26 protein-coding genes are annotated in these 26,712 nt (G+C 58.1%); 8 read left to right on the top strand and 18 right to left on the bottom strand.

The window, feature by feature from the left end:
• Positions 1 to 36 precede the first annotated feature (36 nt).
• From LAO21_02995 to LAO21_02965, 7 genes are all read left to right on the top strand, one after another.
• The gene (locus tag LAO21_02995) at positions 37 to 918 is read left to right on the top strand and encodes a dienelactone hydrolase family protein (GenBank protein ID MBZ5551661.1); all 882 of its coding nucleotides are present in this window, start codon (positions 37 to 39) and stop codon (positions 916 to 918) included.
• 211 nt (positions 919 to 1,129) lie between these two features.
• Entirely contained in the window at positions 1,130 to 2,500 is a 1,371-nt protein-coding gene (locus LAO21_02990; GenBank protein ID MBZ5551660.1) for a sigma 54-interacting transcriptional regulator, read from the top strand.
• Between the two features lie 183 nt (positions 2,501 to 2,683).
• Positions 2,684 to 3,055 carry a NifB/NifX family molybdenum-iron cluster-binding protein gene (locus LAO21_02985; protein MBZ5551659.1) on the top strand — a complete coding sequence of 124 codons (372 nt, stop codon included), beginning with the start codon at positions 2,684 to 2,686 and terminating at the stop codon, positions 3,053 to 3,055.
• A 71-nt stretch (positions 3,056 to 3,126) separates the two neighbouring features.
• Complete coding sequence (locus LAO21_02980; protein ID MBZ5551658.1) at positions 3,127 to 3,591, top strand: Hsp20/alpha crystallin family protein; 465 nt, start codon at positions 3,127 to 3,129, stop codon at positions 3,589 to 3,591.
• 20 nt (positions 3,592 to 3,611) lie between these two features.
• On the top strand, positions 3,612 to 4,850 hold the full coding sequence (locus LAO21_02975) for a PLP-dependent aspartate aminotransferase family protein (protein MBZ5551657.1): 1,239 nt from the start codon (positions 3,612 to 3,614) through the stop codon (positions 4,848 to 4,850).
• A 46-nt stretch (positions 4,851 to 4,896) separates the two neighbouring features.
• Complete coding sequence (locus LAO21_02970; protein ID MBZ5551656.1) at positions 4,897 to 5,244, top strand: metalloregulator ArsR/SmtB family transcription factor; 348 nt, start codon at positions 4,897 to 4,899, stop codon at positions 5,242 to 5,244.
• A gap of 44 nt (positions 5,245 to 5,288) precedes the next feature.
• Positions 5,289 to 6,221, top strand: coding sequence for a metal ABC transporter substrate-binding protein (locus LAO21_02965; protein ID MBZ5551655.1), 933 nt, complete (start codon positions 5,289 to 5,291; stop codon positions 6,219 to 6,221).
• Positions 6,222 to 6,353: 132 nt separating this feature from the next.
• Here the strand turns inward: LAO21_02965 and LAO21_02960 are convergent, their stop codons facing one another.
• The 12 genes from LAO21_02960 to LAO21_02905 form a co-directional block, all read right to left on the bottom strand.
• Positions 6,354 to 7,031 (bottom strand): ABC transporter ATP-binding protein, encoded by a 678-nt coding sequence (locus LAO21_02960; GenBank protein MBZ5551654.1) that lies wholly within the window; start codon positions 7,029 to 7,031, stop codon positions 6,354 to 6,356.
• A gap of 4 nt (positions 7,032 to 7,035) precedes the next feature.
• The gene (locus LAO21_02955) at positions 7,036 to 8,241 is read right to left on the bottom strand and encodes an ABC transporter permease (GenBank protein ID MBZ5551653.1); all 1,206 of its coding nucleotides are present in this window, start codon (positions 8,239 to 8,241) and stop codon (positions 7,036 to 7,038) included.
• Between the two features lie 3 nt (positions 8,242 to 8,244).
• Positions 8,245 to 9,570 (bottom strand): efflux RND transporter periplasmic adaptor subunit, encoded by a 1,326-nt coding sequence (locus LAO21_02950; GenBank protein MBZ5551652.1) that lies wholly within the window; start codon positions 9,568 to 9,570, stop codon positions 8,245 to 8,247.
• 32 nt (positions 9,571 to 9,602) lie between these two features.
• Positions 9,603 to 10,076: an OsmC family protein gene (locus tag LAO21_02945; GenBank protein MBZ5551651.1), complete on the bottom strand. Its 474-nt coding sequence runs from the start codon at positions 10,074 to 10,076 to the stop codon at positions 9,603 to 9,605.
• Entirely contained in the window at positions 10,073 to 10,789 is a 717-nt protein-coding gene (locus LAO21_02940) for a putative zinc-binding protein (protein ID MBZ5551650.1), read from the bottom strand. The genes LAO21_02945 and LAO21_02940 overlap by 4 nt, the downstream gene beginning before the upstream one ends.
• Positions 10,782 to 11,216: a putative zinc-binding protein gene (locus LAO21_02935; GenBank protein MBZ5551649.1), complete on the bottom strand. Its 435-nt coding sequence runs from the start codon at positions 11,214 to 11,216 to the stop codon at positions 10,782 to 10,784. Before LAO21_02935 ends, LAO21_02940 begins: the two co-directional genes overlap by 8 nt.
• On the bottom strand, positions 11,213 to 11,671 hold the full coding sequence (locus LAO21_02930) for a glycine cleavage system protein H (protein MBZ5551648.1): 459 nt from the start codon (positions 11,669 to 11,671) through the stop codon (positions 11,213 to 11,215). Before LAO21_02930 ends, LAO21_02935 begins: the two co-directional genes overlap by 4 nt.
• Before the next feature lie 27 nt (positions 11,672 to 11,698).
• On the bottom strand, positions 11,699 to 12,112 hold the full coding sequence (locus tag LAO21_02925) for an arsenate reductase ArsC (protein ID MBZ5551647.1): 414 nt from the start codon (positions 12,110 to 12,112) through the stop codon (positions 11,699 to 11,701).
• A gap of 9 nt (positions 12,113 to 12,121) precedes the next feature.
• Complete coding sequence (gene arsB, locus LAO21_02920) at positions 12,122 to 13,204, bottom strand: ACR3 family arsenite efflux transporter (protein ID MBZ5551646.1); 1,083 nt, start codon at positions 13,202 to 13,204, stop codon at positions 12,122 to 12,124.
• Between the two features lie 101 nt (positions 13,205 to 13,305).
• Complete coding sequence (locus LAO21_02915) at positions 13,306 to 13,698, bottom strand: metalloregulator ArsR/SmtB family transcription factor (GenBank protein MBZ5551645.1); 393 nt, start codon at positions 13,696 to 13,698, stop codon at positions 13,306 to 13,308.
• A gap of 363 nt (positions 13,699 to 14,061) precedes the next feature.
• Positions 14,062 to 16,731 carry an ABC transporter permease gene (locus tag LAO21_02910; GenBank protein ID MBZ5551644.1) on the bottom strand — a complete coding sequence of 890 codons (2,670 nt, stop codon included), beginning with the start codon at positions 16,729 to 16,731 and terminating at the stop codon, positions 14,062 to 14,064.
• A gap of 172 nt (positions 16,732 to 16,903) precedes the next feature.
• Entirely contained in the window at positions 16,904 to 17,233 is a 330-nt protein-coding gene (locus LAO21_02905; GenBank protein MBZ5551643.1) for a PadR family transcriptional regulator, read from the bottom strand.
• 339 nt (positions 17,234 to 17,572) lie between these two features.
• On the opposite strand from LAO21_02905, the gene LAO21_02900 reads away from it, so the two are divergent.
• Complete coding sequence (locus tag LAO21_02900) at positions 17,573 to 18,859, top strand: amidohydrolase family protein (protein ID MBZ5551642.1); 1,287 nt, start codon at positions 17,573 to 17,575, stop codon at positions 18,857 to 18,859.
• A 143-nt stretch (positions 18,860 to 19,002) separates the two neighbouring features.
• Here LAO21_02900 and LAO21_02895 read toward each other — a convergent pair whose 3' ends face one another.
• The 6 genes from LAO21_02895 to LAO21_02870 all read right to left on the bottom strand — a co-directional run bounded on the left by LAO21_02895 (position 19,003) and on the right by LAO21_02870 (position 26,712).
• Positions 19,003 to 19,866 carry a hypothetical protein gene (locus LAO21_02895; protein ID MBZ5551641.1) on the bottom strand — a complete coding sequence of 288 codons (864 nt, stop codon included), beginning with the start codon at positions 19,864 to 19,866 and terminating at the stop codon, positions 19,003 to 19,005.
• A gap of 389 nt (positions 19,867 to 20,255) precedes the next feature.
• Positions 20,256 to 21,479: a [FeFe] hydrogenase H-cluster maturation GTPase HydF gene (gene hydF / locus LAO21_02890; GenBank protein ID MBZ5551640.1), complete on the bottom strand. Its 1,224-nt coding sequence runs from the start codon at positions 21,477 to 21,479 to the stop codon at positions 20,256 to 20,258.
• Positions 21,476 to 22,888 carry an aspartate ammonia-lyase gene (locus tag LAO21_02885; protein MBZ5551639.1) on the bottom strand — a complete coding sequence of 471 codons (1,413 nt, stop codon included), beginning with the start codon at positions 22,886 to 22,888 and terminating at the stop codon, positions 21,476 to 21,478. Before LAO21_02885 ends, hydF begins: the two co-directional genes overlap by 4 nt.
• A 37-nt stretch (positions 22,889 to 22,925) precedes the next feature.
• Positions 22,926 to 24,350 carry a [FeFe] hydrogenase H-cluster radical SAM maturase HydG gene (hydG, locus tag LAO21_02880; GenBank protein MBZ5551638.1) on the bottom strand — a complete coding sequence of 475 codons (1,425 nt, stop codon included), beginning with the start codon at positions 24,348 to 24,350 and terminating at the stop codon, positions 22,926 to 22,928.
• On the bottom strand, positions 24,351 to 25,433 hold the full coding sequence (gene hydE, locus LAO21_02875) for a [FeFe] hydrogenase H-cluster radical SAM maturase HydE (protein ID MBZ5551637.1): 1,083 nt from the start codon (positions 25,431 to 25,433) through the stop codon (positions 24,351 to 24,353).
• Positions 25,434 to 25,557: 124 nt separating this feature from the next.
• On the bottom strand, positions 25,558 to 26,712 hold the full coding sequence (locus LAO21_02870) for a response regulator (GenBank protein MBZ5551636.1): 1,155 nt from the start codon (positions 26,710 to 26,712) through the stop codon (positions 25,558 to 25,560).

Raw genomic sequence — 26,712 nt, 5'->3', positions numbered from 1 at the left:
ATTTTATAGTCAAGCCGACGGGGGATCCCTGCGCCAATGAGAAGATTACGGCTCTGCATGTTCGCGTTGCTGCTTTCGGGCGTTGCGGCTGGCCAGTCGTCGCCGCCCATCGCTTTACAAACGGTTGAGATCCGCAGCGGACCTCTTCAACTCAAGGCCTTCCTCTGGACGCCGGCGGGTCCTGGCCCATTTCCTGCTGTATTGTTCAATCACGGTTCTGGCGGGGCTGACCCAGAGCATACCGCCGGGCTCACGATGAAGGAGGCCGCCGAAAGACTCGGCCCCCTCTTCGTCAGACATGGGTACGCCTTCCTTTATCTCTTCCGACGCGGGCAGGGCCTTTCTGCGGAACAGGGACCCTTCATTCAGGATCTGCTGCAGCGTGAGAAGGCTGCGCATGGAGACGAAGCTCGAAAGCACCTGCAATACATTCTACTGACGACGGATCATCTCGACGATGTCCTTGCTGCTTTGTCCTTCTTGAAAACCGTGCACGCGGTGGACCCACACCGGATCGCCATCGCAGGGCATTCGTTCGGCGGGCAACTCACCCTGCTCGCCGCCGAGCGCGACCCCGCCGTCCGCGCCGCGGTGACCTTCGCTGCCGCTGCGGGTTCCTGGGAAGCCACCCCCGAACTGCGCGATCGCCTGCTGACCGCCGTCCGCAAGACAGCCACCCCCATCCTGCTCATTCAAGCCGCCAACGATTACAGCACGGCTGCTGGCCGCGACCTCGCCGCCGACCTCGAACGCCAGCACAAACCTTACGCTCTGAAGATCTACCCGCCTGTCGGCCAAACACGGGAAGAGGGGCACAATCTGGTGTACAACGCCGTTCCCCAATGGGAGTCCGATGTCTTCCGGTTCCTTGATGAATATGTCAGACCTGGGCATAAAAAAGAACCGGACCGGCCTTGACTGTGTTTCCATCTTTGATTGGGAAGAGTTTCGGTCTCGGGACGTGAACTCCGGTGCGACCCTCGTTCCCTTGCGTCTCGGGAATTGCGAGGGGTTCGATAGGGTCCGCTAAGGCCATGAAACGACATGACCGACCCTTTGGCTTGCGCATTTCATCCCATTCGTGTATTCTTTCACAAGGGTTGCATGTTGCAATGCTGGAGGCTGCAGAATGAGTCCATCTGTCGAAGGCAAGGTCCAAGCCGATACGGAATTTTTCCATCCCTCAAGGTTCAAAATCATTCTCGATTCGATTAATGACGGGGTATTCACGGTCGATAAGGAATTTCTCATTACGTCCTTTAACCGGGCCGCTGAGATTATCACAGGCGTCAAACAGAGGGAGGCGTTGGGAAAACCCTGCTGGGAGGTACTCAAGGCGGAGATTTGTGAAGGTGAATGCGCGTTAAAGGAGACCATGCGGTTTGCCCGGCCTGTGGTGAATAAACCCGTGCAGATCCTTTCCGCCCAGGGCATGCGCGTCCCCATTAGCGTGAGCACTGCGGTATTGAAGAATGAACGTGGCAACATCATTGGAGGAGTGGAGACTTTCAGAGACCTGTCGGCCGAAGAGGAGCTTCGCCGGGAAGCCGAACATAAGTATAGTTTTCATGAGATGTTATCCAAGAATTCCAAGATGCAGGGGATTTTTGAGTTGCTCCCCCAAATTGCCCAAAGCGACTGCAACGTCCTGTTGACGGGTGAGAGCGGCACAGGGAAAGAACTCCTGGCGAAGGCCCTTCACAATCTGAGTCATCGCTCTACAGGGCCGCTCGTGACCCTGAACTGTGGCGCACTTCCCGACAGCCTGTTGGAATCCGAGTTGTTTGGATACAAGGAGGGGGCCTTTACCGGCGCAAACGCCGACAAACCCGGCCGGCTTTCGGCGGCCCAGGGAGGAACCTTGTTCCTGGACGAAATTGGCGATATCTCTCCAGCGATGCAAGTGAAACTTCTGAGAGTCCTTCAGGAGAGAACGTTTGAGCCATTGGGCTCGAACGATTCTCTCCACACCGACGCGCGTTTTGTTGCGGCGACGCACAAGGATCTCCGAAATGAGGTTCGGGAGGGCCACTTTCGCGAGGACCTTTATTACCGGCTGGATGTGGTTCAGATTGCGCTGCCTCCGCTGAAGGATCGAAGAGAGGACATCCCCCTGCTCATCCAGCACTTTATCAACAAGTTGAATCGCCGTTACCGGAGAAACATCCAGACGCCGGACACCGAGGCGATGCGATGCCTGATGACTTATGAATGGCCTGGAAATATTCGTGAGTTACAGAACGCCCTGGAGCATGCTTTTGTCCTTTGCCGCCGCGATATCATTTGCCTGGAGGACTTGCCATCAGGTGTCCGAAAAGGAATGACAAAGGGAACCAGAATGGGGTCTGCCAATCTCCGCGAGATGGAATTGTCTTTGGTCCAGGAGGCACTGAAGCGCCATAACGGAAATCATGCGGCAGCCGCTCGCGACCTTGGCATCCATAAGACCACCCTGTGGCGCAAACTGAAGCGCCGCCAGAACCAAAGTGGGAAGGTCTGAAGTCCCTTCTTGATTCAGCCACATTGCAAGTCGCGACCCAGTCCCCCCGTCAACAGCTGCATTTTGCAATCCTCTACAAACCTGTCCTTCTTGCCTTTCGTCTTTAACCTTTGATAAATCAATAGAATCCCCCCTTTGCAGGATTGGCCCCGCACTTGCCTTAAAGAATGCTGAGGAGGGCATATGCTTTTAGCTGTGCCCGAGTTCAAGGGCCGAGTCGCCCCGACGTTCGACTTTTGTCGTCACCTCACTTTTTGGTGGGTCGATGCACAGAGGGCCTCACAGGTCGGCGAACGGTGGCTTTCGAAGCAGGGAGCGGACGACCGCGTCCAAATCCTGCTTTCAAATCGGGTGGAGGTTTTGTTATGCGGGGCGATCGGGAAGGACTTGAAACAGCTGCTGCAGTGGAGGGGTATCCGTGTGGATCCGGATTTTTCCGGGCTGCTGGCAGACGTGGTTTCCCTGTTTGGTAAAAACGCCTTTCATCCTTTGAGGGAGCAACAGAGCCCTTGCCCAATCATCCCCATGCCGGAAGGCCGGCCGAAACTCACCTGAAGAGGTTCGGCTTCCAGGTTCATGGCAGAAATTCCTGAATGACCTTTCAAGCGCTTAATGAGGAGATGTTCATGAATAGCACATCAACAGTCAGGGTGAACGTCAGAACGGTCACGTCTTTTTCGGATGAAGCAAGCAGATCGGAATCCAGGAGTGCCGTCGCGATTGACGATCGACAGCTCACCAGGAAGAGTCTACGAGTTGGTCGCTCGGAAGATCCCTTCTCCTCTCTTGTGGAACAGAAGAATCATCCGGCGATCAATCTCTTTGAATTGAACTCTCAATTCGTCATCGAGGCAGACGTCGCAGGAGCCAGGCCCTCGGAATTAGACATACAAGCATCTCCCGATCAGATCCTGATCTCAACCGCATCCGCGGAAGGTCATGTGCCCGGAAGTCCGAAGACCATTTCCTATGGTTTCACGCACGGCCCAATCGAGCAATCCGTCCGATTCCCCCGACACATTGATCCGGAAACCGTCACTGCCGAGTATAAGAACGGGCTGCTCCGTATCCATGCGGAAATCGCCAAATAAACTGCAACGAGGAGCGATCAATGAAAACTGGCATCTTAGATTCTCCAGTGAAAAAAGGTTCATCGCGCATCTCCACGAAGGCCATTCATGCCGGCCATTTCAAGTGTTCCGAATTCGGCGAGGTCTCTGTCCCTATTTTTCAAAGCTCCACATTCTCGTTTCCTTCTGCCGAAGAGGGGGCAGCGCGGTTCTCCGGATCGAGACCGGGTTACTTTTACACCCGGATGGGAAACCCGACCGTGAACGCCCTCGAGGAAAATGTCTGCGCTCTCGAAAACGGATTCAAGGGGTTGGCGACCGCCACCGGAATGGCCGCCATAGCCACGGTCTTCGCGTCCCTGACTTCGACGGGCGCGCATGTCGTCAGTACGGCGAGTGTGTACGGCCAGACCCGCGTCTTGCTCGAGACAGTTTTCTCACGTTTTGGCGTGGAATCCACGTTTGTCGACACCTCCGACCTAAAGGAACTCGCCGACGCAATTCGCTTCAACACCCGGGTCGTCTTTATTGAAACGCCAGCCAATCCCACCATGAAGATCACGGATCTTGCCGGAGCCGCCGAAATCGCCCATCGCCATGGGGCCGTTCTGGTTGTCGATAACACTTTCGCGAGTCCTTTCCTGCAGCGCCCATTGGAGCACGGGGCAGAGGTTGTGATCCATAGTCTGACGAAGTTCATCAACGGGCACAGTGATGTGGTGGGGGGAATGATCATTGCACGGGATGACGAGCTTTATAAGCAGATCAAACCCGTGCTCAACCTGTTTGGGGGGACGATGGATCCTCATCAGGCATGGCTCGTTTTGCGGGGCGTCCAAACTCTTCCATTGCGCGTCGAGCGGGCGCAGGAGAATGCCATGAAGCTTGCGCCATTCCTGAAGCAACATCCCAAGGTCCGCTGGGTGAGCTATCCAGGGTTGCCGGAGCATCCACAACACGAAATTGCCCGGAAGCAGATGGATGGGTTCGGCACCATGATCGCCATGGGTGTGACGGGGGGACTCGAAGGTGGAAAGATCGTGATGAACCATGTCCGCTTATTCACACTGGCGGTTTCCCTCGGAGGGGTGGAATCCCTGATCGAACATCCGGCCTCGATGACCCACGCCTCCATTCCGAGAGAAGAGCGCCAGAAAGCAGGCATCACCGACGAGTTAGTGCGAATCTCGGTCGGATGCGAGGACTTTGAAGATATTAAGGAAGATTTGGACCAGGCGTTGAATGGAATTGTCCTGGGACCGCAAGGAAGCCGCCTTTAATAGAGCGGCAAAGGGCTGGTCGGATCTCGAGGAGGGGGGCAATTCAATGATGAGCCAATGTACCTTTTCAGGGGATTTCATTGAGGAGGCTTCGAATCGATTGCGCCTTCTCGCCACACCCATGCGGTTGAGGATTCTTCGCTTGCTCGGGAGTGGCGAGAAAACAGTAGGGCAGGTGGCGGAGGCCTTGAACGCCAAACAGCCCAATATCAGTAAACACCTGAAGATCCTCGCCGACGCCGCAGTGCTGGGAAGGAAATCTGAGGGTACGAGCGTTCATTATTCCCTCTTGGACCCGGGGATTCTGATCCTGATCGACGCCGTCATCGATTCTTCGGCAAGGAAATTGAGGGCGAAAGCGGGGAGACTGGGCTTTCGAGTTGCAGCCTTTTAGGCGGCTCTTGGAACCCGTTGTTTAATCCTGGGAGGAGGAAAGGTATGAGTCGATTCAGTTGGAGTCAGGTTCTTCTCGTCACTGTGGCTATGACGGGGATGCTGGTCATTTCCAGCCTGCCACTGATGGCGGCGCAAGGAAGGATTCAGGTGGCGATCACGGAGGCGGACATCGAAGCAATCGTCCGGGCCGTGGGGGGTGACCACGTCGATACGTTCAGCCTTTTCCAGGGTTGTATCCTCAGATCAGATCTCAAGGTGGAACCGGCAGTGGGACGACGGTTGATGCAGGCCGACGCCATCGTCTGGACAGGCTTCTTTAATGAATCTGCCGCGATTTATGACAGCGTGAAGCTTTGGCAGAAGGAGCATGGAGTCCCCTCCCGGCGTCCGCTTTGGATTGACGTGTCGCGGGGCGCCCGGCGGATCAATGTGCCCACCTCGGGCTGTTTCGACTACTTCGACGTCTCCTTCATGCCCGGAGATCCCTTCTTCTGGCTCAACCCGCACAATGGAGCGGTCATTGCAAAGAATGTTGCCTCCGCGCTCACTGACCTGAGGCCTCGTGATCGCGCCTTTTTCCTCGCGAACGCCGCTGCTTTCAGCAAGGAACTTGATGACAAGATCGCTCAGTGGCAGTTAGCGATGAAGCCCTTGAAGGGCCTCCGCGTGTTCACCACCCAATGCGGTTGGCAGAATTTCTCACAGATGGGTGGACCGACTTTTATCGCCTGCAAGGGTACCCCGGGACAGCTGCTCTCGCCCGAGGCCCTGGCCGACCAAATGGCTCGTTCTAAAGTGCAGGTCGTGATCATCGACCCCAACACCCCCCGGGAGTATGAGCGTGCCTTTCGGGAGAGGGTCAAAGCCAAGATCATCGAAGTTCCCTCTTCGATACAACAGCTCCCTGGAGGCCACACTTACGCATCACTGATCGACAATATGATCAAGGCGCTTTTGGAGACCGCCAAAGACTGAACGAATAAAAGGGGTAAAGGGAAAGAATAAAAGCGTTCCGACGCAGGCGCTGTCACTCAGCCCAACCTTCAGATAGATGAGGGTGTCGGGGTCCGCCGGAATTCACGCCACCATTACCAGGCTGTCCTGGTTTCAGGTCTGTATCCTGCCGTCCGCGATGTGGTAGACACGGTCGAATCCTTCGATCATGCGCGCGTCATGCGTCACGACGATGACGGCGGCTTCTTTCTCGCGACTCAATTTGCGCAGCAAAGTCATGACGATCTTTCCCCGCTCGGTGTCCAGGGCTGCGGTTGGTTCGTCGGCGAGTAGAACCTTGGGGTTATTGGCCAGCGCACGCGCAATCGCCACGCGCTGTTGCTCACCTCCGGAAATTTCACTCGGGTAGTGGTGCCAGCGGTGGCCGATTTCCAGGTAGTCGAGTAGGTCGAGAGCCCGGCCCTGAGCTTCGTCCTGCCCGATTCCGTTCAAGGTAAGAATGAGGACTACGTTCTCGAGAACCGTCAGGAACGGGATCAGATTGTAGGCCTGGAAAATGACACCCATCTTCTGCCGGCGAACGGCGCGGACGTCCACGCCCGTCCAGCCGTCGTCGTAGACGCAAACTCCGTCAAGTTCAATTCGTCCCTGCGTGGGTTCATTGATGCAGCAAATCGAGGTCAACAGAGTCGTTTTGCCGGACCCGCTGGGCCCCAGCAGGGCGACCAGTTCGCCCTTGTGCACGCTGAGATTGGCATCCACCAGGGCGACCGTCTGAGCGTCGCCGTGGCCGTAAACTTTCGTCAGGTTCTCAATACGTACGACTTCCATGTGCTTATCCCCCGCTCAGTGCCGTCGCCGGATCAACCTTCAGCGCCCGCCATATCCCGAGGATGCTCGCCAGTACGCAAATGACCACTACAATGGCAAACAGGACGGCCATGTCGAGCGGTTCGAGAAGCACTGTTCGCGGATACAGCGTGTAAGTGCGCCTAATCAGCGCGTAGCCCACGGCAAAACCGATCATTCCCAGGAGCAGGGACTGCTGCAGGATCATGTTCACGATTGTGCGATCGGCGGCGCCAATAATCTTCAGCGTCGCAATCTCACGGAGTTTGTCCATGGTCAGGGTGTAAATGATGAGGGCGATGATGACGCCGGAAACAATGACAAGGATTGTGCGAAAGAGCCAGAGCTGTTTTTGAGATTTCTCGATGAAACCCTTGAGAAGCAGTTCCTGTTCCTGGTCAGCCGAGAACACTTGGTAGTGGTTCCACCGGCGGACGTAGTTGGCGACCTCGGAAGCCCTGGAAGGGTCGTCTAGTTCCGCAACGATGGCATTGGCGAAATGAGGATTCTCCGCGGCCGCCAAGGCCTTTGCGGTCGCCTTGTCGCGCATCAAGGGATTCATGCTGGCCAACTGCGCGTAGGTCGCGACGACCCGCTCGCGATTGTTGCGTATCGCGTCATTGTCCAGCTGAAACTGGATGATTTGCGCGTCGGCTAAGGAAACGAACGCGGAGGGATCTCCGGAGGGCGACGTCATTCCTCGGGTGAGGCCGACGACCGTGTAATCTTCCAGTCCGAGACGGATCGTATCTCCCACCACATACCCGGATTTGAGATCAGTCACGATTTCATAGTGTTTCTTGGTGATGGTGCGGCCGGCCACGATGACCCGTGCACCGCCAATTCCCCCGAGCTTGTACCCGACGAGGAACAGACGAATGGGTTTGCCTCCCCGTGGAATTTGCACGTACTGGAACGAGAGCGGAGACGCCCGTCGGACCCCTTTGACAGCCGCAATGGAATGCTCGATGTCTTCCGGCAACCGCGAGCTTTCCGCGAATGGACCGCGCGTGTCTTTCTGAACGACCCAGATCTGGGCCGGGGTCGACTTAACCACCTTAATGGCGTCTCCAATCAGGCCGCGATAGATGCCGCTCATCGCCATCACGACGGTGAGGAGAAGTCCTAACCCGATGCAAGTCAGCAGAAAGCGCGTCTTGTGGCGCCGAATGTCACGAACTGCAAGATTCACGGCTCACCTCACCCCGGCAACGGGCGTTTCCACCTGGCTTGTGCGCACGCGCTTCCCCGGCACGGGTGGAACGCCCGCCGGGTTCGGCTGAACAAGAACCTCGTCGGAATTCGAGAGACCGTTAAGAACCTCGACGAGCCCGCGCTTGTCCCTGGTCCCGAGCGATACGCGGCGCAGCTGAAGCTTGCCGTCCGTCACAGTCCAAACAGCCGGTCCCTCCCGGTCGGACACAATCGCCGTTGTGGGAAGAGTCCTGACTCCAACTTTCTCGGACTTCAGGATGTGCACCTCGGCTGTTTCATTCAGTTTCAGGTCGAGGGGTTGCTGAAGAAACGCAACATCCACTATGACCTCCTCAGTCACCGGGTCGGCCTGCTTTGCAATGCGTGCAACTACACCCGGAATCTTACGGCTTGGCGCCGAACGCAAGGTGATGGCCGCCAGTTGCCCGACCTTCAGTCCGTCGATTTCCCGTTCGTCAATGTTCGCCGACACCCAGATGACGCCGGCCTGAGCCACCGTGAAGATTGAAAGCCCCGGGACGACGGTCGCTCCTTCCTCCAGGTCGCGGGAAACGACGTACCCGTCCACCGGACTCGTAACGATGGTGTACTGCAGGTTTGCGCGCTGCAGGCGGACACCCGCTTCGGAACCGGCAACTCCCTCTTCGGAAGCCGCGACATCCGCCTCTGCCGATTTCACCAGCTCTTGTGCCGAGTCCTGAAGCGATTGCGAGTTCCGAACGTCCTCCTTCGCTTGATCGTAGGCCGTTTCGGCGAAGTCCAGGGACTCCTTTGAAACCACGCCACTGTCGTTCAGCGACTTGGTGCGGCGATAGCTGATTTCAGCGAGTCGCAGTCCTGCCTGAGACCTGGCCGCAGCGCTGATGCTCGCCTGAAGGCGGGCCTGGCTGGCCGAAAGGTTCGCTCGCGCAGAACGGACGGCGGCCTGTTGTACCTGGGCCAGACTCGCAGCCTGTCCCACCTGACTTTGAAAGTCCTGGTTGTGGAGCTCAGCCAGGAGTTGGCCTTTCTTCACCACATCGCCTTGGTCTACGTACACCTTCAGCACAACACCGTTGATCTTGGCACCCACTCCAATCGAGACCTTAGCGCGGACGAAACCAGTACCGGCGGCTTCATCACGCACCGTTTCTATGGACATCTGGGTGACGGGCACCTTCGGCGGAAGAAGAACGAAAATTATGAGGACCAAAACAATTCCGCCCGCGCCCAGCAGCCATAGTTTTCTGTTTCGTGCGGAAATTCCAACCGGCAAATGCCGTGCCGGAAGGGCACGTGTTCTGACCGGCACTTCGAGTTTTTCCATAGGACTTCCCCCTCGTTCATTTCAGCAGCGTGTCAATGAGCTTCCGCTGCGACGCCCTCGGTGACCATGATTTCCGGATCCATAACGAGTTCGGACTTGACCGAATTAGCGACCAGGCTGTATTTCTGTGCTGCCTGCAACGCGCGCCGTGTTCTGGCCTCAATGAGTTCCCTTTGGCCGGGATCACACGCCACCCGAATCACGGGCCGGAAAAGCAAACGCGTGAAAATCTCGGTGCGGTCGAGTTCTATCAGCTTGGTGCCTTCCGTGCGGCACTCGTAAGACAGCAGGTTGAGATGGAACCGCTCCGCCGCCCAGATGAACATCAACATCACGCAGGTGTTCGCCGCGGCCACGAACGCATCTTCAGGTGTCAGTACTCCGGCATGGCCTTGCGCATCGGGAGGAGCGGAAAACTTCATTTCCGGACCATTCCCTAGTTCCAGGTGGCCCCAATGCTTGCCTGTCCATTGAACCATGGTGTGATAAGTCGCCGTCCGGCTCATGGCTTCGCCTCCTGACAGAACGCGGCGTACTCGCGGACCATCGCTTCGCGGTAAGCCTTCTCCTGTTCAGGCGGTACAGAGTTGTAGATTTTCACCGCCTCCAGCAGTTCCTCCGCCGCCGCTTCGGGACTGCGTCCGATCTGATGTAAATGCTTGAAGATCAGCGGCAGGGCCAGCAATTCAACCGTTTTGCCATCGATACAGATTTTTTGGGTCGGGTTGCCGGATCCGCAGGTGCATCCGACAGACTGGGCTTGTTGAGGCCCCGCCTCAGCGACGGCATTATTGAGAACTATGAGCGCTGGGGGGCCGAGGATCTTATCGACCAGTTCCGTGAGTCGCTGGGCGGCCAGATTAACTGCCTCTCTGCCGGACGCATTCAGTTGACGACGCCCTTCGACCTTGCTCAGCCCATGCTCGGCGACAATGTCGTTGACCACGATGCTCGCCGCAGGTTTGCCCGAATGCATCTCAGTTCCTCGAGCCGCGCAGCGAAGATCACATCCGTCGAGGGTAATGGTCGGATGAAATCGCGCGAAGGCCCGGTCTCCCTCGCCGCCCGCGAGAAACAAAGGCAAACAAATCGTCACGGTCTTACCCGGACGCAATTCGTGAAGCACTTTCAACGCCGCCAGCCGCGTTACCGTGCCCTCGGCCAGCTCTTCGCAAGAACAGGCGACAATTCCCACTTTCCGCTCGGGCAGCCTAGGCATGGTGTCCCCCTTCTTTGTTCCCTGTCTGGATGATTGCATCGACCTGGGCCGCGATCTCTTCAGCGATAATGCGCGCCAGCTGCCTGCCTTCCGCATTCAATTCGGCAATCCCTTCCGGCTTGAGACCTTTGTGGTTTCGGAAAGCGTCAAACACCGCGATTTCCTGGGCCACCATGCCGCCACTGTGTTTTACCAGCTTCGAAGCACACATCTGCTTGCAGCCATCGATCGTGACGGCCGGATTGGTACGCACGCGCTCGCGGGCTTCTTCGTCTCCGAGAACCAGTTTCGAGAGTGCCACCAAGCGGGTGTCGACGGGACGCAAGGTGTCACATAGCTCATAGGCCGCCTCGCGGGTCACCGTGCCCAACGATTTGCCGATGCCGCTGCATGGAACGACCACCACGTGTTGTTTCTCATCTTTCATGACTCCAGCTCCTTTTCCGCCAGCGCTTTCATGACTTCGAGATACGCCGGCGCTTCAAGCAGTTGGGCCCGATCCGCCTCCCAGTCCGTGGCTTCGATCACCGCCATCCAGCCTTCCCCATAGGGATCCTGGTTGACGACCTCGGGTTTGAGTTCGAGGGCCGGACTGATCTCGACGATGGTGCCGGTGATGGGCGAAGGAAGTCCCAGCGTGATCTTCATCGTCTCCATGTCGGCAAACTCATCCCCTGCTTTGAGATTCGTCCCCTGCGGCCTGGCAGTCACAAAGGCCACATCGCCACTGTGCTGTTGCAGGAAATCTGTAATCCCGATTCGAAGGCGAGGAGGTCCTTGAGCCTGCACAAACATGACCCACAGGCCGTTGGGAGTGTAAAGGCGATCCTTGGCCACTCGAAATGTGAACTTATCTACCGTTGTTTGAAGGTACTCTGACATTTAGCCTCCCTCCAGCAGTTTAACGGTCTACTCGCCGTCACGAACAAACTCCCTCAGGCGTGCGGCGATCTCATCGCGCACCCGCCGGAACACTTCCAACTGCCGCTCCGGAGGCGCGGCCGCCGGATCTTCGAAGCTGTGATGAATGCGTTTGCCGCCGCCGGGAAAGAAAGGGCAGGCTTCCCTGGCGTTGTCGCACACGGTGAACACGCAATCGAAGGCTTGACCGGAAAATTCATCGACGTGTTTCGAACGATGGCCGGAAATGTCGATTCCAATTTCACGCATCACTTGAAGGGCGGTCGGATTCAAGCCGGTTGGGCGCGTCCCGGCGCTGAAGACTTCATACCGGTCACCCGCCATGTGCCGGAGCAAGCCTTCCGCCATCTGGCTGCGAGCGGAATTCCCGGTGCAGAGGAACAAGATTCTCTCTTTACGCATTGACCTGCCTCACCTGGAAACTTGAACCGATTCAGCATTTACCACGGGCTCGCCGTAATATCGCCGCTGGAAATACAGCGCAACGTTTACGAGGCTGATCAGCACGGGCACCTCCACAAGCGGCCCAATCACGGCTGCAAACGCCGCTCCCGAGTTGATGCCAAACACCGCCACGGCGACGGCGATCGCCAACTCAAAGTTGTTGCTGGCGGCCGTGAAGGAAAGCGTGGCCGTCTTGGAATAATCCGCGCCCAGCTTGTGGCCCATGTAAAACGAGACCAGAAACATCACCACAAAGTAGATGAGCAACGGAATGGCAATGCGAACAACATCCAGAGGCAGCCGAACGATGTATTCGCCCTTCAGCGAGAACATCACCACGATGGTGAACAGCAACGCGACGAGCGTGATGGGACTGATGCGCGGAATGAACTTTCGCTCGTACCACTCTTTGCCCCGCGCCCGCACCAGGGCAAACCGTGTGATCAGGCCCGCCAGGAACGGGATGCCCAGGTAGATAAACACGCTGTGGGCGATGTCGCGGATGGAGACATTCACGACCGATCCGCGCAAGCCGAACCATTCCGGCAGCTTCGTGACGAAAATCCAGGCGTACACGGAGTAGAACAACACCTGGAAGACCGAATTGAAGGCGACCAAGCCGGCGGCGTATTGCGTGTCGCCTTTCGCCAGTTCGTTCCATACGATCACCATGGCGATGCAGCGCGCCAGGCCAATCATGATGAGACCGGCCATGTATTCGGGATAGTGTCGCAGGAAGAGAACTGCCAGCCCAAACATCAGGACCGGGCCGATCAACCAGTTCTGGACGAGCGAAAGACCTAAAATCTTCTTGTTCCGAAACACTTCTCCGAGTTCTTCGTAGCGCACTTTCGCCAACGGCGGATACATCATCAGAATCAGGCCCAGCGCGATGGGGATCGACGTGGTTCCGACACTGAATCGGTCCAGAAACGGTACGATCCCGGGAAACACCGACCCGGCGGAAACTCCCACGATCATGGCGGCAAAAATCCAGGCAGTCAGATATCGATCAAGAAATGAAAGGCGAGATGTTGTCGCGTTCTTCATAGCGTATGTGTCCTTGATGGGTTTCTCATGCCCCTGCGTCGCACGCTCGGCAAATCTTTTTTGAGACCGATTTTGTTGACCGTTCTTCGGGGGCGCTCCTTCTAGTTCTGTCGCGCCATAGATCTGGGCAACTTCTCCGGTTTAATCACCCCGAAGGTCTTGCACCGTCCCTGTTGGATCGCTTGCAGCAATTTTTTCTTATCGAGAGAAAAAAGCTCACCGCCGCCGGTCTCTCGAAGCATTTTGAGGATGGCGGCATGGGTGGAGTCCGCAGGTTTGACCAAGGAGTACAAAACCCAGAGTCCTTCCCGGCGGTCGTCCACGAGGCCGGCGTTCTTGAGGATGGTCAAGTGCCGCGACACCTTGGCCTGGGGGCATCCCAGCACGGTCTCCATATCGCACACGCAAATCTCCCCGGCCTCGATCAGGAGGTGCAGGATTCGCAGGCGGGTCTCATCGGAAAGCGCCTTGAAGGTTTTGATCGTCTCTTTCATTGGTATCTCCATATATACGTATATCCATATAACAGATTAAGGAGACAATGTAAAGAAGAGTGTTTCCCATTCAGCTCTCCTCTTGTTGAGGGAATAACAGGAAGGCAGGATCAGGCCTAAATGTTCAATTGTCGATTGAACGCGGGGGAAGGAGGATCAAGCCCCATTCTCGCCGGAGTGAGCGCCGTGGTGGAGGTTCAATTCGGCTGAATGGCCGGAGCAAGTGATATTCAGCGTATAGGAGTCACCAGGCTTTAGTTTTCAGCCATCAGCTTTCAGCCGGCAGCCTCAATGGTTGGCGGACCCTCTTCTCATTGCTTCCTACCACCTATTACCTATCACCCAGCACCTGACACCTGATCCCTATTCGTCCCTCAGCGCCACCATCGGATCGACGCGTATGGCCCGTCGCGCAGGTATGTAGCAGGCAAAAAAGGCCGCGATTCCAAGCACAAGACAAACTCCACCATAGGTCGCCGGATCGGTCCCGCCTACTCCGTAGAGGAGACGAGAGAAGCTGGAGAGGATTCGGGTCAGGATCAAAGCAACGGGTGCCCCGATCGCAAGGCCGGCAAGCGCCAACCGAAGGCCCTGTCCAATGAGCATCCGGAAAATTTGCCGCTTTTCTGCGCCGAGTGCCATCCGAACCCCAATCTCGTGTGCACGCAGGGTGACGGAATAGGAAATCACGCCGTACATTCCGATGGACGCCAGCAGCAACGCCAAGCCCCCAAAAAGCCCGAGCAGGATCATCGGAAATCGATGCGACGACATCGACTCCGAAACAATCTGTTGCATGGTTTGGACATTAAAGACCGGCTGGTCGCTGCCTGCTCCGTAGACCGCCGCCTTGATTGCGGGCATCACAGTGACGGGTTCGATCGGCGTGCGAGCGATGATCGTTGTGTCGGGATAGTTGAGCGGCACCCACGGGTCCGGATCTTGGTAGAGCGGAAAGTACGCCTGATTCTGGACGTCCGTACTGGAGTCGTTTAGCGCCCATTGTTTTACATGGCCCACCACGCCGACAATCCGGCAAGGGCCCACAGGTGAAAATCCAGCTGATAGTGTCTGACCCAGCGGGTCACTATCTGGAAAATACATGTGGGCGAAAACGCTGTCGATGACCATGACGCAAGGGGACTGGGTGGTGTCTGCGGGAGTGAAAGAGCGGCCTCGAAGCAGCGGTATCCCCATCGTTCGGAGGTAATCCGGGCCCGTAAGGAACATCACCAGCCGCGGGGCCCCCTGAAGCGAAGCGGGCTTCGGCGAGCCAATCCAGAAGGGCATAGTTCCGCCCTGACCACTCAGTGGAACGGCGGCGGTAAAATCCGCCGCCTGCACGCCGGGAATATTCCGAATACGATCGATCAACTGCTGATAGGCAATTCGAGTGCTTGAGGCCGTCTTCGTCACCGAAGGCGAAACTCCGACCTTGAACGTGATGAGGTGCTGTGTGTCGAAGCCGGCATTGACATTCCACAAGTGGCGGATCGTTCGGAACAATAGGCCCGCACCCACCAGCAGAACGAGACTCAAGGCCATTTGGACAATCACGAGACTGCTTTGAGCGCGATGATGTGCGATCGTCGAGCCGCGGCCTCCCTCCTTCAGTGAGGGTTGCAGATCAGCGTTCCAACTTTTCAGCGCAGGCGCAAGGCCAAACAGAATCCCGACAGCAATCGACACAACCAAGGTAAAAAGTAGGACGCGAGCGTTCACACCAATGTTTTCGCTGCGCGGCAATATTCCCGGGACCGCCGCCAGCCCCGACCTCACTCCCACCATTGCAATCAGGAGCCCCAGGCCGGCACCGGCGACCGAGAGGAGCACACTTTCCGTCAGCAGCTGCCGCACCAAGCGTGCGCGATTCGCTCCCAGCGCCGAGCGAACCGCAAACTCCCGCGCGCGAGCCGCCGAGCGCGCAAGCAGGAGATTGGCGACGTTGGCGCAGGCGATCAGCAAGACCAACCCCACGGCTCCCGACAACAGCAGAAGCATTCCGCGGACGTTCCCCACGACTACCTGCTTGAGGGGCTCGATGTAAATCCCCAGGTCTCGATTGGCATCGGGATAGAGCTGATCCAGACCATTCTGGATCGTATTCATCTCCGCCTGACTCTGAGACACGGTCACCCCAGGCTCCAGGCGCGCAACGGAGAAGATGCCGCCGTGGCTCGCGCGATCGTTGAGGATCAATGGGTCGCTCCGACCCAGCGGCGTGTAAACATCGGCGTCGCCTTCGAGACGAAACCCTCGTGCGGTGACTCCGACGATGGTGCAATCGACTCCATCCAGGGTAACGGACTTGCCGAGCGCCTCAGGGTTGCCCTCGAACCGATTTCTCCACAAACGATTGCTGATGATGACGACTGGCGTTCCACCGTGCCGGTCTTCCTCAGGCGAGAATTCACGTCCGAGAGTCAGTTCCGTGCCCAGCGTGCTGAAGAAACCGGAGGAGATTTCCTTACCATTAAGATGTGCAGGCGTGCCGGGAGCGGTGAGATCAACCCCTTCTTCCCTGAACGCTGCCATTTGCTGGAATGAGCGAGCACTGCGCTGCCAATCCAGGAAGTTAAGATATGAAACCCACACGCGTGGAAAGCGCGGATTGTTCTCCCACACCATCACCAGGCGGTCCGGCTGGAAGTAACCGAGCGGGGCCAACACGGCGCCCTCTATCACGCTGAACATGGCCGTGTTGGCACCGATGCCGAGCGCCAGGGTCAAAACTGCGACTGCGGTGAACCCGGGATCCTTCGCCAGCATCCGAAGGCCGTAGCGCACATCCTGCACGAAATGCTCGATATAGTTCACCCGGCGCACGTCGCGGCACTCCTCTTTGATTTGATCGATTCCACCCAGCTCGCGCATGGCCGAGTGACGGGCTTCCTCCGGGGCCATCCCCTTTCCAACCTTGTTCTCAATCAGATTCTCCAGGTGAAACCGGAGCTCGTCCGCGAGCTCCTGCTCCACGCGTCTGTTTCTCAGCAGCGACCGGAACCGAAGAGGCAATTTGTATATCCAGCGCATAGAAGTTGCGAGTCCTTACCTTTCAGCTGTCAGCCATCAGCTTTCAGTCCTCAGCGGCTACGCATCAGCCGTCAGCGGTCAGTCATATTGCTTGGCGGAGCACCTTCTCTTTGATTCCTACCACCTATTACCTATCACCTAATACCCGACACCTGACACCTTCCCTCCCACCTCACGATGTTTCCAGTACAAGCCCAATAGCCGTGGAGAGCCTCTCCCAATTGGCCTGTTCGGACTCCAAATACTTGCGCCCCGCCGGCGTGAGGGAATAAAACTTGGCATGACGATTGTTGTCCGACTCACCCCACTTTGCCCTGATCCACCCACTCTGCTCCAGGCGGTGGAGCGCGGGATACAGCGCTCCCTGGTTCACTTGGAGGACCTCCTTCGAAACCTGCCTGATTCGCTGGGCGATTCCCCACCCGTGCATGGGTTCAAGCGCGATGGTCTTGAGAATCAGGAGGTCCAACGTGCCCTGGACCAAATCGGTTGGTTTGCTCATTTTCACTCCCCTCAGTTATCGAGGGCGCATACTACCCTCTCTCCTGTCAGTAATCAAGGGGTAATTTTCAACTCCCTGCGCGAATTCCGATTTTCATCCTGTAAAAGGCAAGGGGGGTCCGGCCTGAGGATAGGGCAGAGCCGGACTGGGGCTTGAAAGCACGGGGTTGACAATCCCGCCCGATACCTTATACATGGCGGGACATGGCCTTGTTCACGGCGCTATAATTCTCTGGTTTGGATAAAGCCAGGGCTGTCCGGCTTTATGACCCGTGAAGAGAGAAAAGATTTTACCCCACCAGTCCGACTTGTTATGGGAGGGCAGACAATGCCAACATGCATGAAACCAGTCTGTAGTGCGATGCTGTTGGCCGGAGCCGTGCTGTGGTCGGGATGCAATCGCGAGCACGAGCCCGCCGCCGATCCGGCGCTCTGGGCGGAGATCCAGCAGATTCGTGCGATCGATAATCACGCCCATCCGGTGCGCGTGGTGCGGAACGGTCCACCGGACCGCGAGTTCGATGCGCTTCCCGTTGAAAACCTGGAGCCCTCTTCGGACCCGCTCAATTTGCGACCCAACTCGCCGGCGGTGCTGGAGGCCGAGAAGCAGCTCTATGGCTCTGCGGAGCGTAAAGCCTCCGTCATGCGCGAGAAAGGCGAATCCTATCCCGCGTGGGTGTTGGACCAGATCGGGGTAGACATTATGTTCGCCAACCGGGTGGCGATGGGCCCCAGCATCCAGCCGCCGCGCTTCCGCTGGGTGCCTTACGCCGATGCGCTGATCTTTCCGCTCGACAACTCCCGCCTGGCGCAGCAAAACCCAGACCGCAAGGCCTTTTTTCCACTGGAGGATGTCCTGCGGCAGCGGTATCTCGAGGAGTCCGGGTTGAAGGTGCTACCGGCGACACTCTCCGAGTACCTGACGCGCGTGGTAACGCCCACCCTCGAGCGGCAGCGGCAGGGCGGGGCCCTGGCTGAGAAGTTTGAGGCCGCCTACTTGCGTTCCCTCGAGTTTGACCACGCGGACCGGGCGGCGGCGGAGCGCATTTACGCGCAGTATGCCGGCCGGGGGACGCCGCCGGACACCGAATACAAAGCGCTTCAGGATTATCTGTTCCGGTACATCGCGGCGGAGTGCGGGAGGCTGGGGATGGCGGTCCACCTCCACACGGCGGCGGGAGGGGGGAGCTACTTCGAAGTGGCGGGAACCAATCCGCTGCTACTCGAATCGGTCTTGGAAGATCCGGAACTGCGAAAGACGAACTTTGTCATGATCCATGGCGGCTGGCCCTTTACGCGGGAAATCACCGCTCTCCTCGAGAAGCCCAATGCCTACCTCGACTTCTCGGCCGAGGATCTGCAGCTGCCCCCGACGGCGTTGGCGGCCGACATTCGCCGCTGGCTTGAGGGGGTGCCGGAAAAAGTCATGTTCGGAACCGATGCCTACCCTTACAGTGACCAGTTGGGTTGGGAAGAATCCGGGTGGATCGCCGCGCGCACTGGGCGGCAGGCACTGGCCCTCGCGCTCACGGGGATGATGCGCGATGGGGAGATTTCGCGCGAGCGCGCTACGGAGCTCGCTCGTATGGTGCTGCGCGAAAATGCCCGCCGGCTTTATGGCCTGTGAAGATAAAGAGCTCAGGAACCGTTTGACGATCCAACGATTTGTGAGGGCCAAGCCTCAGCCATCTGTGGTTGTGGTGTTGGCCCGGTGCCCCACCGGGTGTCCTTGCGTTTGAACAACAACCTGATTCAATCTGACCCCGGCGATTAATCAGGTTCGGTCTTCGGCGTGGGGTTGCCTTTAGCCAGCAGATCGCGCACCGCTTGTGGGGGCGTGAGAACCCCCGGATCAACATCATCGAAAGTGACCGACGTCAACGTCACCACCGTCTCGACCGTCCATTCGCCCCCGCTCTTCGGTTTGACCTGGACCACTTGTTTCATGGAGACAAGGACCCCGTCCACCTTTTGGTAGTCGGAGAATACATTACGCGTCAGGCCCGGACCGCCGCGCCATTCGGAATTGAATTCGTAGCCCGCCAGTAATCCGGTCTGCCGGTCATAGAAATGATCGTTGGATTTGTTCCAGTTGTTGATTCCGTGCAGGCGGTAGCAGGGCCGGCCCTCAAAATCCTCCGTCCCGACCGTCTCCATCGACTTGAACCAGGCGAGTTCGTTGATCGGATAATAGAAGTCGGCGTCGCGTTTGACCGACTCGCGTTCATCTCCCGTGACAACCTGCGCATTGCCGTGCTGATCGAGGCTCCATGCGTTCTCGCCGTCAAAGCCGTGCAGCGATTCTCCGCCGTTCCCCGGCAGCGTGAATTTTTCCAGCCGGAGATAGGGCGCGCGGGCGTAAAACACGAACGGCACCGTCACCACGCGATTTTCTCTGTGGATCTCCAGAGTGCCACGGGTCGTGCTGGACTTGTGCCGCAGAATCGCCTCGCGTCCGCCCAAGGCCTCGTCGTATCGCGCCACAATCTCTTTTGCCGAAGGCAGAGTCCGATCCACCCCGCTTTGCTGCTGACTTGCGGGCGCACCCGTGAGTTTCCCCGCACCCGGGGCGATGCCAGCGGCGCAGCAGAGCGCCAAAAACACATGTACGCGTAACAAAGTCAATTTTCTCATGACTCCTCCCCTGAAACTGCCATCCATCGGACAGCAAGGCCAGATCTGAATTTTTGACATAACATAATACGAAGGCACTGTGAGTCAGGTTGCAACCCCAGGAGGATCACAGCCCCCGGGGGGTGGGGTGTGCGCGGGTGCCGCAGATATGCGCTTTTTGTATGTCTGCGAAGACGGGCCCCTGAGACCGCTACTCCTCCCCGCTAAGCCGCAAGCAAATTCCACATGGGATCATTCCCCACGGCGGCATTCAGAGCACTGGCCGACGCAGGCATGCCAAGAACACATGCCTGCGGCACCCCGGGTCAAGAAACCCTCGCGGTCAAAACCCCCGGATCAGGAAACACTCTAATGGAGTTCGGAGAGGATTCTGGAATCTAAAAACACAACTAAGAATAGACAGGCAAATTCCGGTAAGCAGGGAACGGGGAGAGCGCGCGGTCGAGGGCGCCCAGGGAATAGGTGATGGCCACGCCGTAGTTGGTGATTGGAACGCCGGCTTCGCGACAACGCAGAATCCGCGACATTACTTCGCGCCGGTTCAGCATGCAGGAGCCGCAGTGAACGACCATCCGGTAGGGACTCAAGTCGTGCGGAAAATCGTGACCTTGAAGATGTTCAAACTCCAGATCCAAGCCGGTGTATTGGCGGAGCCACCGGGGAATCTTGACTCGTCCGATGTCCTCGCCTATAGGATGATGGGTGCAGGCTTCCAGAACGAGAATGCGATCGCCGTTGCGGAGCCGGTCGACGGACTTGACACCCCGCACGAACTCATCCAGGTCTCCCCTCAGCCGTGCGAACAGAATGGAAAAGGAGGTCAGCGGCACCTCGACGGGCGTGTCGGCGGCCACCTTCAAGAAGACCTGAGAGTCGGTCACCACGAGGGCCGGCGGCCGCTTGAGACGGTCCAACGCGTCGCGAAGTTCCCGCTCTTTCACCACCATGCAGTAGGAATCGTTGTCGAGCACATCGCGGATGGCCTGGACCTGCGGAAGAATGAGTCTTCCACGCGGCGCTTCCAGGTCAATCGGCACCACCAGCACCACCAACTCACCGGGTGGAATCAGGTCACCGAGAACCCCCGGCATGTTGATGAAATCCTCGGGGGCAAACCGGATCAACGCTTCCCGCAGAGCCAGCAACCCTTTTTCCTGCGTTGCTACAGTCTCGATGGAAGGCACCTTGCGGGAACGAAGCTGATGGAGAACGTCAGGGCGCGGCACAGCGATATCGGTTTTGTTGAACACTACAATGACGGGAACCCGCCGGGTGGACAACTCCTCCAGGATACTCTCTTCAAATTTCCCCCAACGGTCTTCCTCAGCGACCAGAATCCCCAAATCTGTTCGTTCAAAAACAAGGTGCGTTCGCTCGGCGCGCATCTTCCCCAGCGCGCCAACGTCGTCGATGCCGGCGGTGTCGATGAACAATACCGGCCCAAGCGGAAGAAGCTCCATCGGCTTTTCAACTGGATCAGTGGTTGTGCCGGGCACGTCGGAAACGATGGAAACATGCTGACGGGTGAGGGCGTTGAGGAGCGAGGACTTGCCGACGTTTCTCCGGCCGAACAAGCCAATATGAAGGCGCATTCCTTTGGGCGTATCTTTCATGACGCCTCCGCGGGTGGTGGCGAGCCGAGTCGAATCACGCTCTGAGGCGAGACAAGGCGATCAAATTCCTCAGATGACAAGAGGCCCTTCTCCAGAACAATTTCACGAATCCCCTTGCGTTCCGCGCGGGCCATCGCTGCCACCGACTGCGCCTGCTCATAGCCAAGCAACTCCACGAGCGCCGTCAGTGTGGCCGTTGCCCCTTCGACATGAGCCCGGCAACGTGCTTCATCCGCCTCAATCCCCGCCACGCAGTATTCCCGGAAGATCCGGCAGGCGTTTCGCAGCAGATCCAGGCTCCCCAGGAGGGCATCCGCGATCAACGGCAGAAACGCGTTCAGCTCGAGATTTCCCATCGAGCAGGCGTGAGCGATGGCCTGGTCATTTGCCATGACGACGATCGCTGCCTGCGAGACGGCTTCTGGAATAACTGGATTGACCTTCCCGGGCATAATGGACGATCCGGCTTGCCGTGCAGGCAGGCGGATTTCCCCTAGGCCGGCATCCGGTCCCGAAGACAGGAGGCGCAGGTCCGTGGCCACCTTCAACAAGTTGGTCGCGTTGGCCTTCAGAATGCCGCTCACTTCGACGAAGACATCGGCATTTTGCGTGCACTCGACCAGGTTATCCGCCCTCGCCAGACCGAGGCCGGTAATTTCCCGAAGCTGTTCATTGACGCGGAAAATATATTGTCGCGGCGCCGAGAGCCCAGTTCCAATCGCAGTCCCGCCCAAATTCACGGCGCGCAAACGTTCTTCGCACTTGTAAATGCGCCACCGATCGCGGGCGAACGCCTCGCCATACGCGCCCATTTCACGGCCCAGGGTGATCAGCACGGCATCCTGCATTTCCGTCCGACCCATTTTGACCACATGCGCCAGTTGCTTTTCCTTGCGTTGGAACTCTTCGAGCAAGGCAATGACCTCGGTCTGAAGGCCCCGGAGAAGGCGGATGGCTGCCACCTTCAGCGCGGTGGGGAAGGTATCGTTGGTGGATTGGTGGAGGTTGATGTCCTCAACCGGCGAGACCGTGTGATAATCGCCCAAGGGCTTTCCCAGCAATTGCAGCGACCGATTGGCCAGAACCTCGTTCACATTCATGTTCATCGAGGTGCCCGCCCCGCCCTGAAGCGCATCGACGACGATCGACCAGTTCAGTCGGCCCTCCATCATTTCCTTGCATGCCGTCTCTATAGCGCGTGCCTTGGCGTCATCCCATGAGCCCAACTCGTGATTGGTCCGTGCGCAGGCGAGTTTCACTGCGCCGTAGGCTTGGATGAGGGCCGGGTTGACCGGTCGGCACGCCAGGGGAAAGTTCTCGAGCGCCCGTTCGGTGTAAATCCCATGCAGGGCATCCCCCGGCACTTCCCGGGTCCCCAGCAAGTCCTCTTCAATTCGACAAGTTCCCATACCACCGCCTGGATTCAGGAGACAGTTCCTGAATTCCTCAAAAGTAAAGGTCGCGCTTTGCAGATTCCCTGATCTGTCGAAGCCGGTCCATGAGTGTTGTCTTCAGCGGACCCTCTTCGAGCCTATACAATTCCTGCTGGAGCAATGCCTCTCCGGCAGCGCGCGTTTCGGTCGAGGCATAATCCACCAGGTACTCCTGCAGGGTGGTCAATGCATTCGGCGTGCAGAACTGTTTGATGAATCCCGGGATCGCGAACTCCATGAAATGCTCGCCCGTCCGCCCGAGCCGGTAACAAGACGTGCAGAAGCTCGGCAGGTATCCGTCCTGCAACAATTCGCGGATGACCGCATCCAAAGGCCGGACATCGCCCAGTTCAAACTGCTCGCGTTCCATCACCTGCGCGTCGCCCGTTTCCGTATAGCCGCCGATCTCAATCCGGGTTCCCGCGTCGATCTGGGAGACGCCAAACGCCAGGAGCTCCCTTCGTAAATCGGCATTCTCCCGGGCTGTGAGAATAAGTCCCGTGTAAGGCACGGCCAGCCGCAGAACAGCGATCACTCTTTTGAAATCGTCGTCACTGACCGGCGAGACACCGCCCGGGGTCACTCCGCAGGCCGGTCTCAATCGTGGAAAGCTGATCGTGTGCGGGCCCACTCCGTAGCGAGTGCGGAGATGAACGGCATGCGCCACCAACCCCAAAACCTCAAACCGCCAGTCATCCAAACCAAAGAGTGCTCCAATCCCCACATCGTCACAGCCGGATTCCAAGGCCCGACTCAGCGCGTCCAGGCGGTAAAGGTAATTGCCTTTGCGGGTGTGAGGCGGGTGCACCCGGGCGTAGGTGTCATGATGGTACGTCTCCTGGAACACCTGATAGGTGCCGATACCCGCCGCTTTGATGAGGCGGTATCCTTCATGGTCCATCGGCGCGGCGTTCACATTGACCCGGCGGATCTCCCCGTGCCCGTTCCGCGTGGCATAAACCGTACGGACCTGATCGGCAATGAACTGTGCATCGTAGCTGGGATGTTCTCCAAAGACGAGGATGAGGCGCTTATGACCGTTCGCCTCCAGGGAAAGAACCTGTTCCGCGACTTCCGACGGCGTGAGCGTGCGTCGCACCGCCAGGGGATTGCTGCGCTGGAAGGCGCAATAAGAACAATCGTTGACGCAATGGTTCCCAATGTAGAGCGGGGCAAAGAGCACAACCCGGTTCCCGTAAACGGTTTCCTTGAGTGTTCGGGCGGCATGGAAAATCTCCTCGAGCAACTCGGGTTCGTCGGCGCGAAGCAGGATGGCCGTCTCCTCGAGGGTGAGCGGCTGCTTGGCCAGGCTCTTGGCAATCGTGTCCTTGACCTCTTTGCTGCCGGCGCGGGGTCCGGTGAGCAAAGACGTGAGGAGGTTGTCGTTGATGAAATCAACGGCACCCTCACTCGTTTTCATTCCGGGCAATCCACTCATTCATGACCTCGTGACTGCTCGCGCTTCAGCGCTTCGCTGCAGTTGAAAGTTCGGTGATGTGCCGGGCCCGCCGCCGGCGTATCGGCCCAGACTCGCCAGCAGGGTTGACACCCGATGGTTCTGGTCTTGAGGCAACTCCCCGATGCAAGCCTTGGCAGGATAGATCTCATAAAAGGCGCGATAGCGGGGCGGCGTGAGATTGACCATCATCACGTTGGCTCCGCGTTCGAGGCCAAGCTTCGATCCGTGCTCGCGATTGAGGGTGGCCAGGGCGGTGGTCGTGGGAATGTTGGCGCGCGGGCAAGCGAGGCGCGTGAGGGCCATAACCTTGTATGTCATCAGTTCTGTGTCCGGCACCTGATCGGAGATCACATGCTGCGGGGCCCGACGGGAGGTTTGCCCCAAAGGAGTCTCCCCGTGTGGAATGAAAGGTCCGCTGCCGATCATGTCCAGATCCAGTCGTCTAAACCACTCAATGTCTTCGACCAGGGAGGCCCATGTCTGTCCGGGAATTCCCACCATGATGCCGCTCCCGGTTTCGTAGCCGAGCTCTTTGATCCCTCTCAGAATCTCCAACCGGTGTGGCGAATCCTTGGTCAGGGGTGGATGAATGGACTTCCACAGGGTTTTCGACGAAGTCTCGAAGCGGAGAAAATAGCGGTCTGCCCCGGCCTTCCGCCAGCGCGCCAGTTCGTCGTGCGATCGTTCCCCACAACTCAACGTGACCGCCAGCGGGGTCTCGCGTTTGATGGTTTCGATGATTTGAGCCAGCCATTCTGCATCCAGGCCGGGGTCCTCGCCCGACTGCATCACAATGGCCCCGTATCCGCGCGCGACCGCATCACGGGCCGACGCGAGGATTTCGGGTGCGGTCATCCGGTATCGCTCGAGCGAACGACGATCCGCCCGCATCCCGCAATAATGGCAGCGGCTCCGGCAGTAGTTCGAGAACTCGATCAGTCCGCGAAGATGGACCGCATCGCCGACATGCTCCTGGCGCGACGAATCGGCTCGGGCCCAGAGGATTTGCAGCTGGGCCGGATCCTGTTCGTGCAGCCAATGGAGTATTTCGTCGCGATTCATATTTTCTTCAGTCAATTCTTTATGAACGGCCGGGCGCCCGCTCTTTTTCAATGCAGCCCCGGGATCGCTCTTACATCCCCAGCGCGGGATGAATAGTCCCTGAAGCGAAGCCCCGGGGAAGAAACTAAGGTTTGCGCCGCAGCGTCACGGTGAAGGTGCTGCCCGCGTCGGGCTGGCTTTTAACGACGATTTCGCCTCCATAGAATGTGACGAGTTTCTTGACGGTGGAAAGACCCAGTCCGCTTCCCAGGATGTGGCGCGTCTTTTCATTCTTGATCCGCCCAAAATCATTGAACAGGCGCTTGCTCTCTTCCCCGGTCATTCCGATCCCGGTGTCTTCGACTTGGAGGCGAACCATCTCTGCGACCGTGCCGGCCGTTACCTTGACACGTCCGTGGTCGCGGTTGTATTTGACCGCGTTGGAGATAAGGTTGTTGAAGATGATATCCATTTCTGTTCGGTCTGCGTCGAGAGTGAGTCCGTCCGGCACTTCCACCTCGATCCGGATATCCCGTTGCTGCGCCTCGACCTTGGCATTCTCCACCGCTTGGCGGGCGACTTCGCCAAGCGCCACGGTGGCCAGGTTTCGTTTCCTTTGCCCGGATTCGATCGCGGTGAGGTCCAGCAAATCGGCAATCAGCTTACGCATCCCGTCGGTCCGCAGGAGGCAGCGATCCAGCATTCGATCATAGGATTCAAGATTCTCTCCGACCGCGCGTTCGCGAATCATCTGGAGGTATCCCTCGATAGCAGCGAGCGGAGCCTTCATTTCATGGGCCAACACCGAGATGAACTGGAACCGCACCTGCCGCTTTTCTTCAGCCAGCCGCCGGGCCTTGCGTTGAAGGATGAGGTGGCGGGCGGCTTTGCGAACCGCGCCTCGCAGCTCTTCAGGGGTAAACGGCTTGGCCAGGAAGTCGAAGGCGCCGCTTCGCGTAGCGGCGACTGCTGTTTCCAGGGAAGCATAAGCGGTGATCATGATGATCAACAGGTCGAGCGATCGTTTGCGGAGCCGCTCCAGGATCTCCAGTCCGGTCGTGTCCGGCAACTTGTGATCGAGGAGCAGAATATCGACCTGCCCGGAAGCCAGTCTTTCTTCCAGTTCCTTGCCGTTGGCTGCCGCCCGGGTGGCAAACCGGACCTCCCCGTTGATGTCCGGGAAGTCCAGACTGAGCTCGCGCAAGGCCCGCTCGGCGCCTTGACGCATACCGAACTCATCATCCACGACGAGGATGTGCAGCACATCCACTTTGTTCTCTTTGCTCGACAGCGCGGGCAT

This window comes from Terriglobia bacterium, from assembly GCA_020073085.1.
GTDB lineage: Bacteria > Acidobacteriota > Terriglobia > JAIQFV01 > JAIQFV01 > JAIQFV01.
Note: the sequence above shows the minus strand (reverse complement) of the source record. Positions and strands in the feature narration are given on the sequence as shown.

Bases quoted from the DNA above. Each gene is read 5' to 3' on its own strand.
- LAO21_02925 (MBZ5551647.1), bottom strand. From the start codon at position 12,112: ATGCGTAAAGAGAGAATCTTGTTCCTCTGCACCGGGAATTCCGCTCGC.
- LAO21_02910 (MBZ5551644.1), bottom strand. From the start codon at position 16,731: ATGCGCTGGATATACAAATTGCCTCTTCGGTTCCGGTCGCTGCTGAGA.
- LAO21_02970 (MBZ5551656.1), top strand. From the start codon at position 4,897: ATGATGAGCCAATGTACCTTTTCAGGGGATTTCATTGAGGAGGCTTCG.
- LAO21_02965 (MBZ5551655.1), top strand. From the start codon at position 5,289: ATGAGTCGATTCAGTTGGAGTCAGGTTCTTCTCGTCACTGTGGCTATG.
- LAO21_02940 (MBZ5551650.1), bottom strand. From the start codon at position 10,789: ATGCCTAGGCTGCCCGAGCGGAAAGTGGGAATTGTCGCCTGTTCTTGC.
- LAO21_02915 (MBZ5551645.1), bottom strand. From the start codon at position 13,698: ATGAAAGAGACGATCAAAACCTTCAAGGCGCTTTCCGATGAGACCCGC.
- hydF (MBZ5551640.1), bottom strand. From the start codon at position 21,479: ATGAAAGATACGCCCAAAGGAATGCGCCTTCATATTGGCTTGTTCGGC.
- LAO21_02995 (MBZ5551661.1), top strand. From the start codon at position 37: ATGAGAAGATTACGGCTCTGCATGTTCGCGTTGCTGCTTTCGGGCGTT.
- LAO21_02895 (MBZ5551641.1), bottom strand. From the start codon at position 19,866: ATGAGAAAATTGACTTTGTTACGCGTACATGTGTTTTTGGCGCTCTGC.
- LAO21_02935 (MBZ5551649.1), bottom strand. From the start codon at position 11,216: ATGAAAGATGAGAAACAACACGTGGTGGTCGTTCCATGCAGCGGCATC.
- LAO21_02945 (MBZ5551651.1), bottom strand. From the start codon at position 10,076: ATGAGCCGGACGGCGACTTATCACACCATGGTTCAATGGACAGGCAAG.
- hydG (MBZ5551638.1), bottom strand. From the start codon at position 24,350: ATGAGTGGATTGCCCGGAATGAAAACGAGTGAGGGTGCCGTTGATTTC.
- LAO21_02985 (MBZ5551659.1), top strand. From the start codon at position 2,684: ATGCTTTTAGCTGTGCCCGAGTTCAAGGGCCGAGTCGCCCCGACGTTC.
- LAO21_02960 (MBZ5551654.1), bottom strand. From the start codon at position 7,031: ATGGAAGTCGTACGTATTGAGAACCTGACGAAAGTTTACGGCCACGGC.
- arsB (MBZ5551646.1), bottom strand. From the start codon at position 13,204: ATGAAGAACGCGACAACATCTCGCCTTTCATTTCTTGATCGATATCTG.
- LAO21_02870 (MBZ5551636.1), bottom strand. From the start codon at position 26,712: ATGCCCGCGCTGTCGAGCAAAGAGAACAAAGTGGATGTGCTGCACATC.
- LAO21_02885 (MBZ5551639.1), bottom strand. From the start codon at position 22,888: ATGGGAACTTGTCGAATTGAAGAGGACTTGCTGGGGACCCGGGAAGTG.
- LAO21_02950 (MBZ5551652.1), bottom strand. From the start codon at position 9,570: ATGGAAAAACTCGAAGTGCCGGTCAGAACACGTGCCCTTCCGGCACGG.
- hydE (MBZ5551637.1), bottom strand. From the start codon at position 25,433: ATGAATCGCGACGAAATACTCCATTGGCTGCACGAACAGGATCCGGCC.
- LAO21_02900 (MBZ5551642.1), top strand. From the start codon at position 17,573: ATGAAACCAGTCTGTAGTGCGATGCTGTTGGCCGGAGCCGTGCTGTGG.
- LAO21_02975 (MBZ5551657.1), top strand. From the start codon at position 3,612: ATGAAAACTGGCATCTTAGATTCTCCAGTGAAAAAAGGTTCATCGCGC.
- LAO21_02905 (MBZ5551643.1), bottom strand. From the start codon at position 17,233: ATGAGCAAACCAACCGATTTGGTCCAGGGCACGTTGGACCTCCTGATT.
- LAO21_02980 (MBZ5551658.1), top strand. From the start codon at position 3,127: ATGAATAGCACATCAACAGTCAGGGTGAACGTCAGAACGGTCACGTCT.
- LAO21_02990 (MBZ5551660.1), top strand. From the start codon at position 1,130: ATGAGTCCATCTGTCGAAGGCAAGGTCCAAGCCGATACGGAATTTTTC.
- LAO21_02930 (MBZ5551648.1), bottom strand. From the start codon at position 11,671: ATGTCAGAGTACCTTCAAACAACGGTAGATAAGTTCACATTTCGAGTG.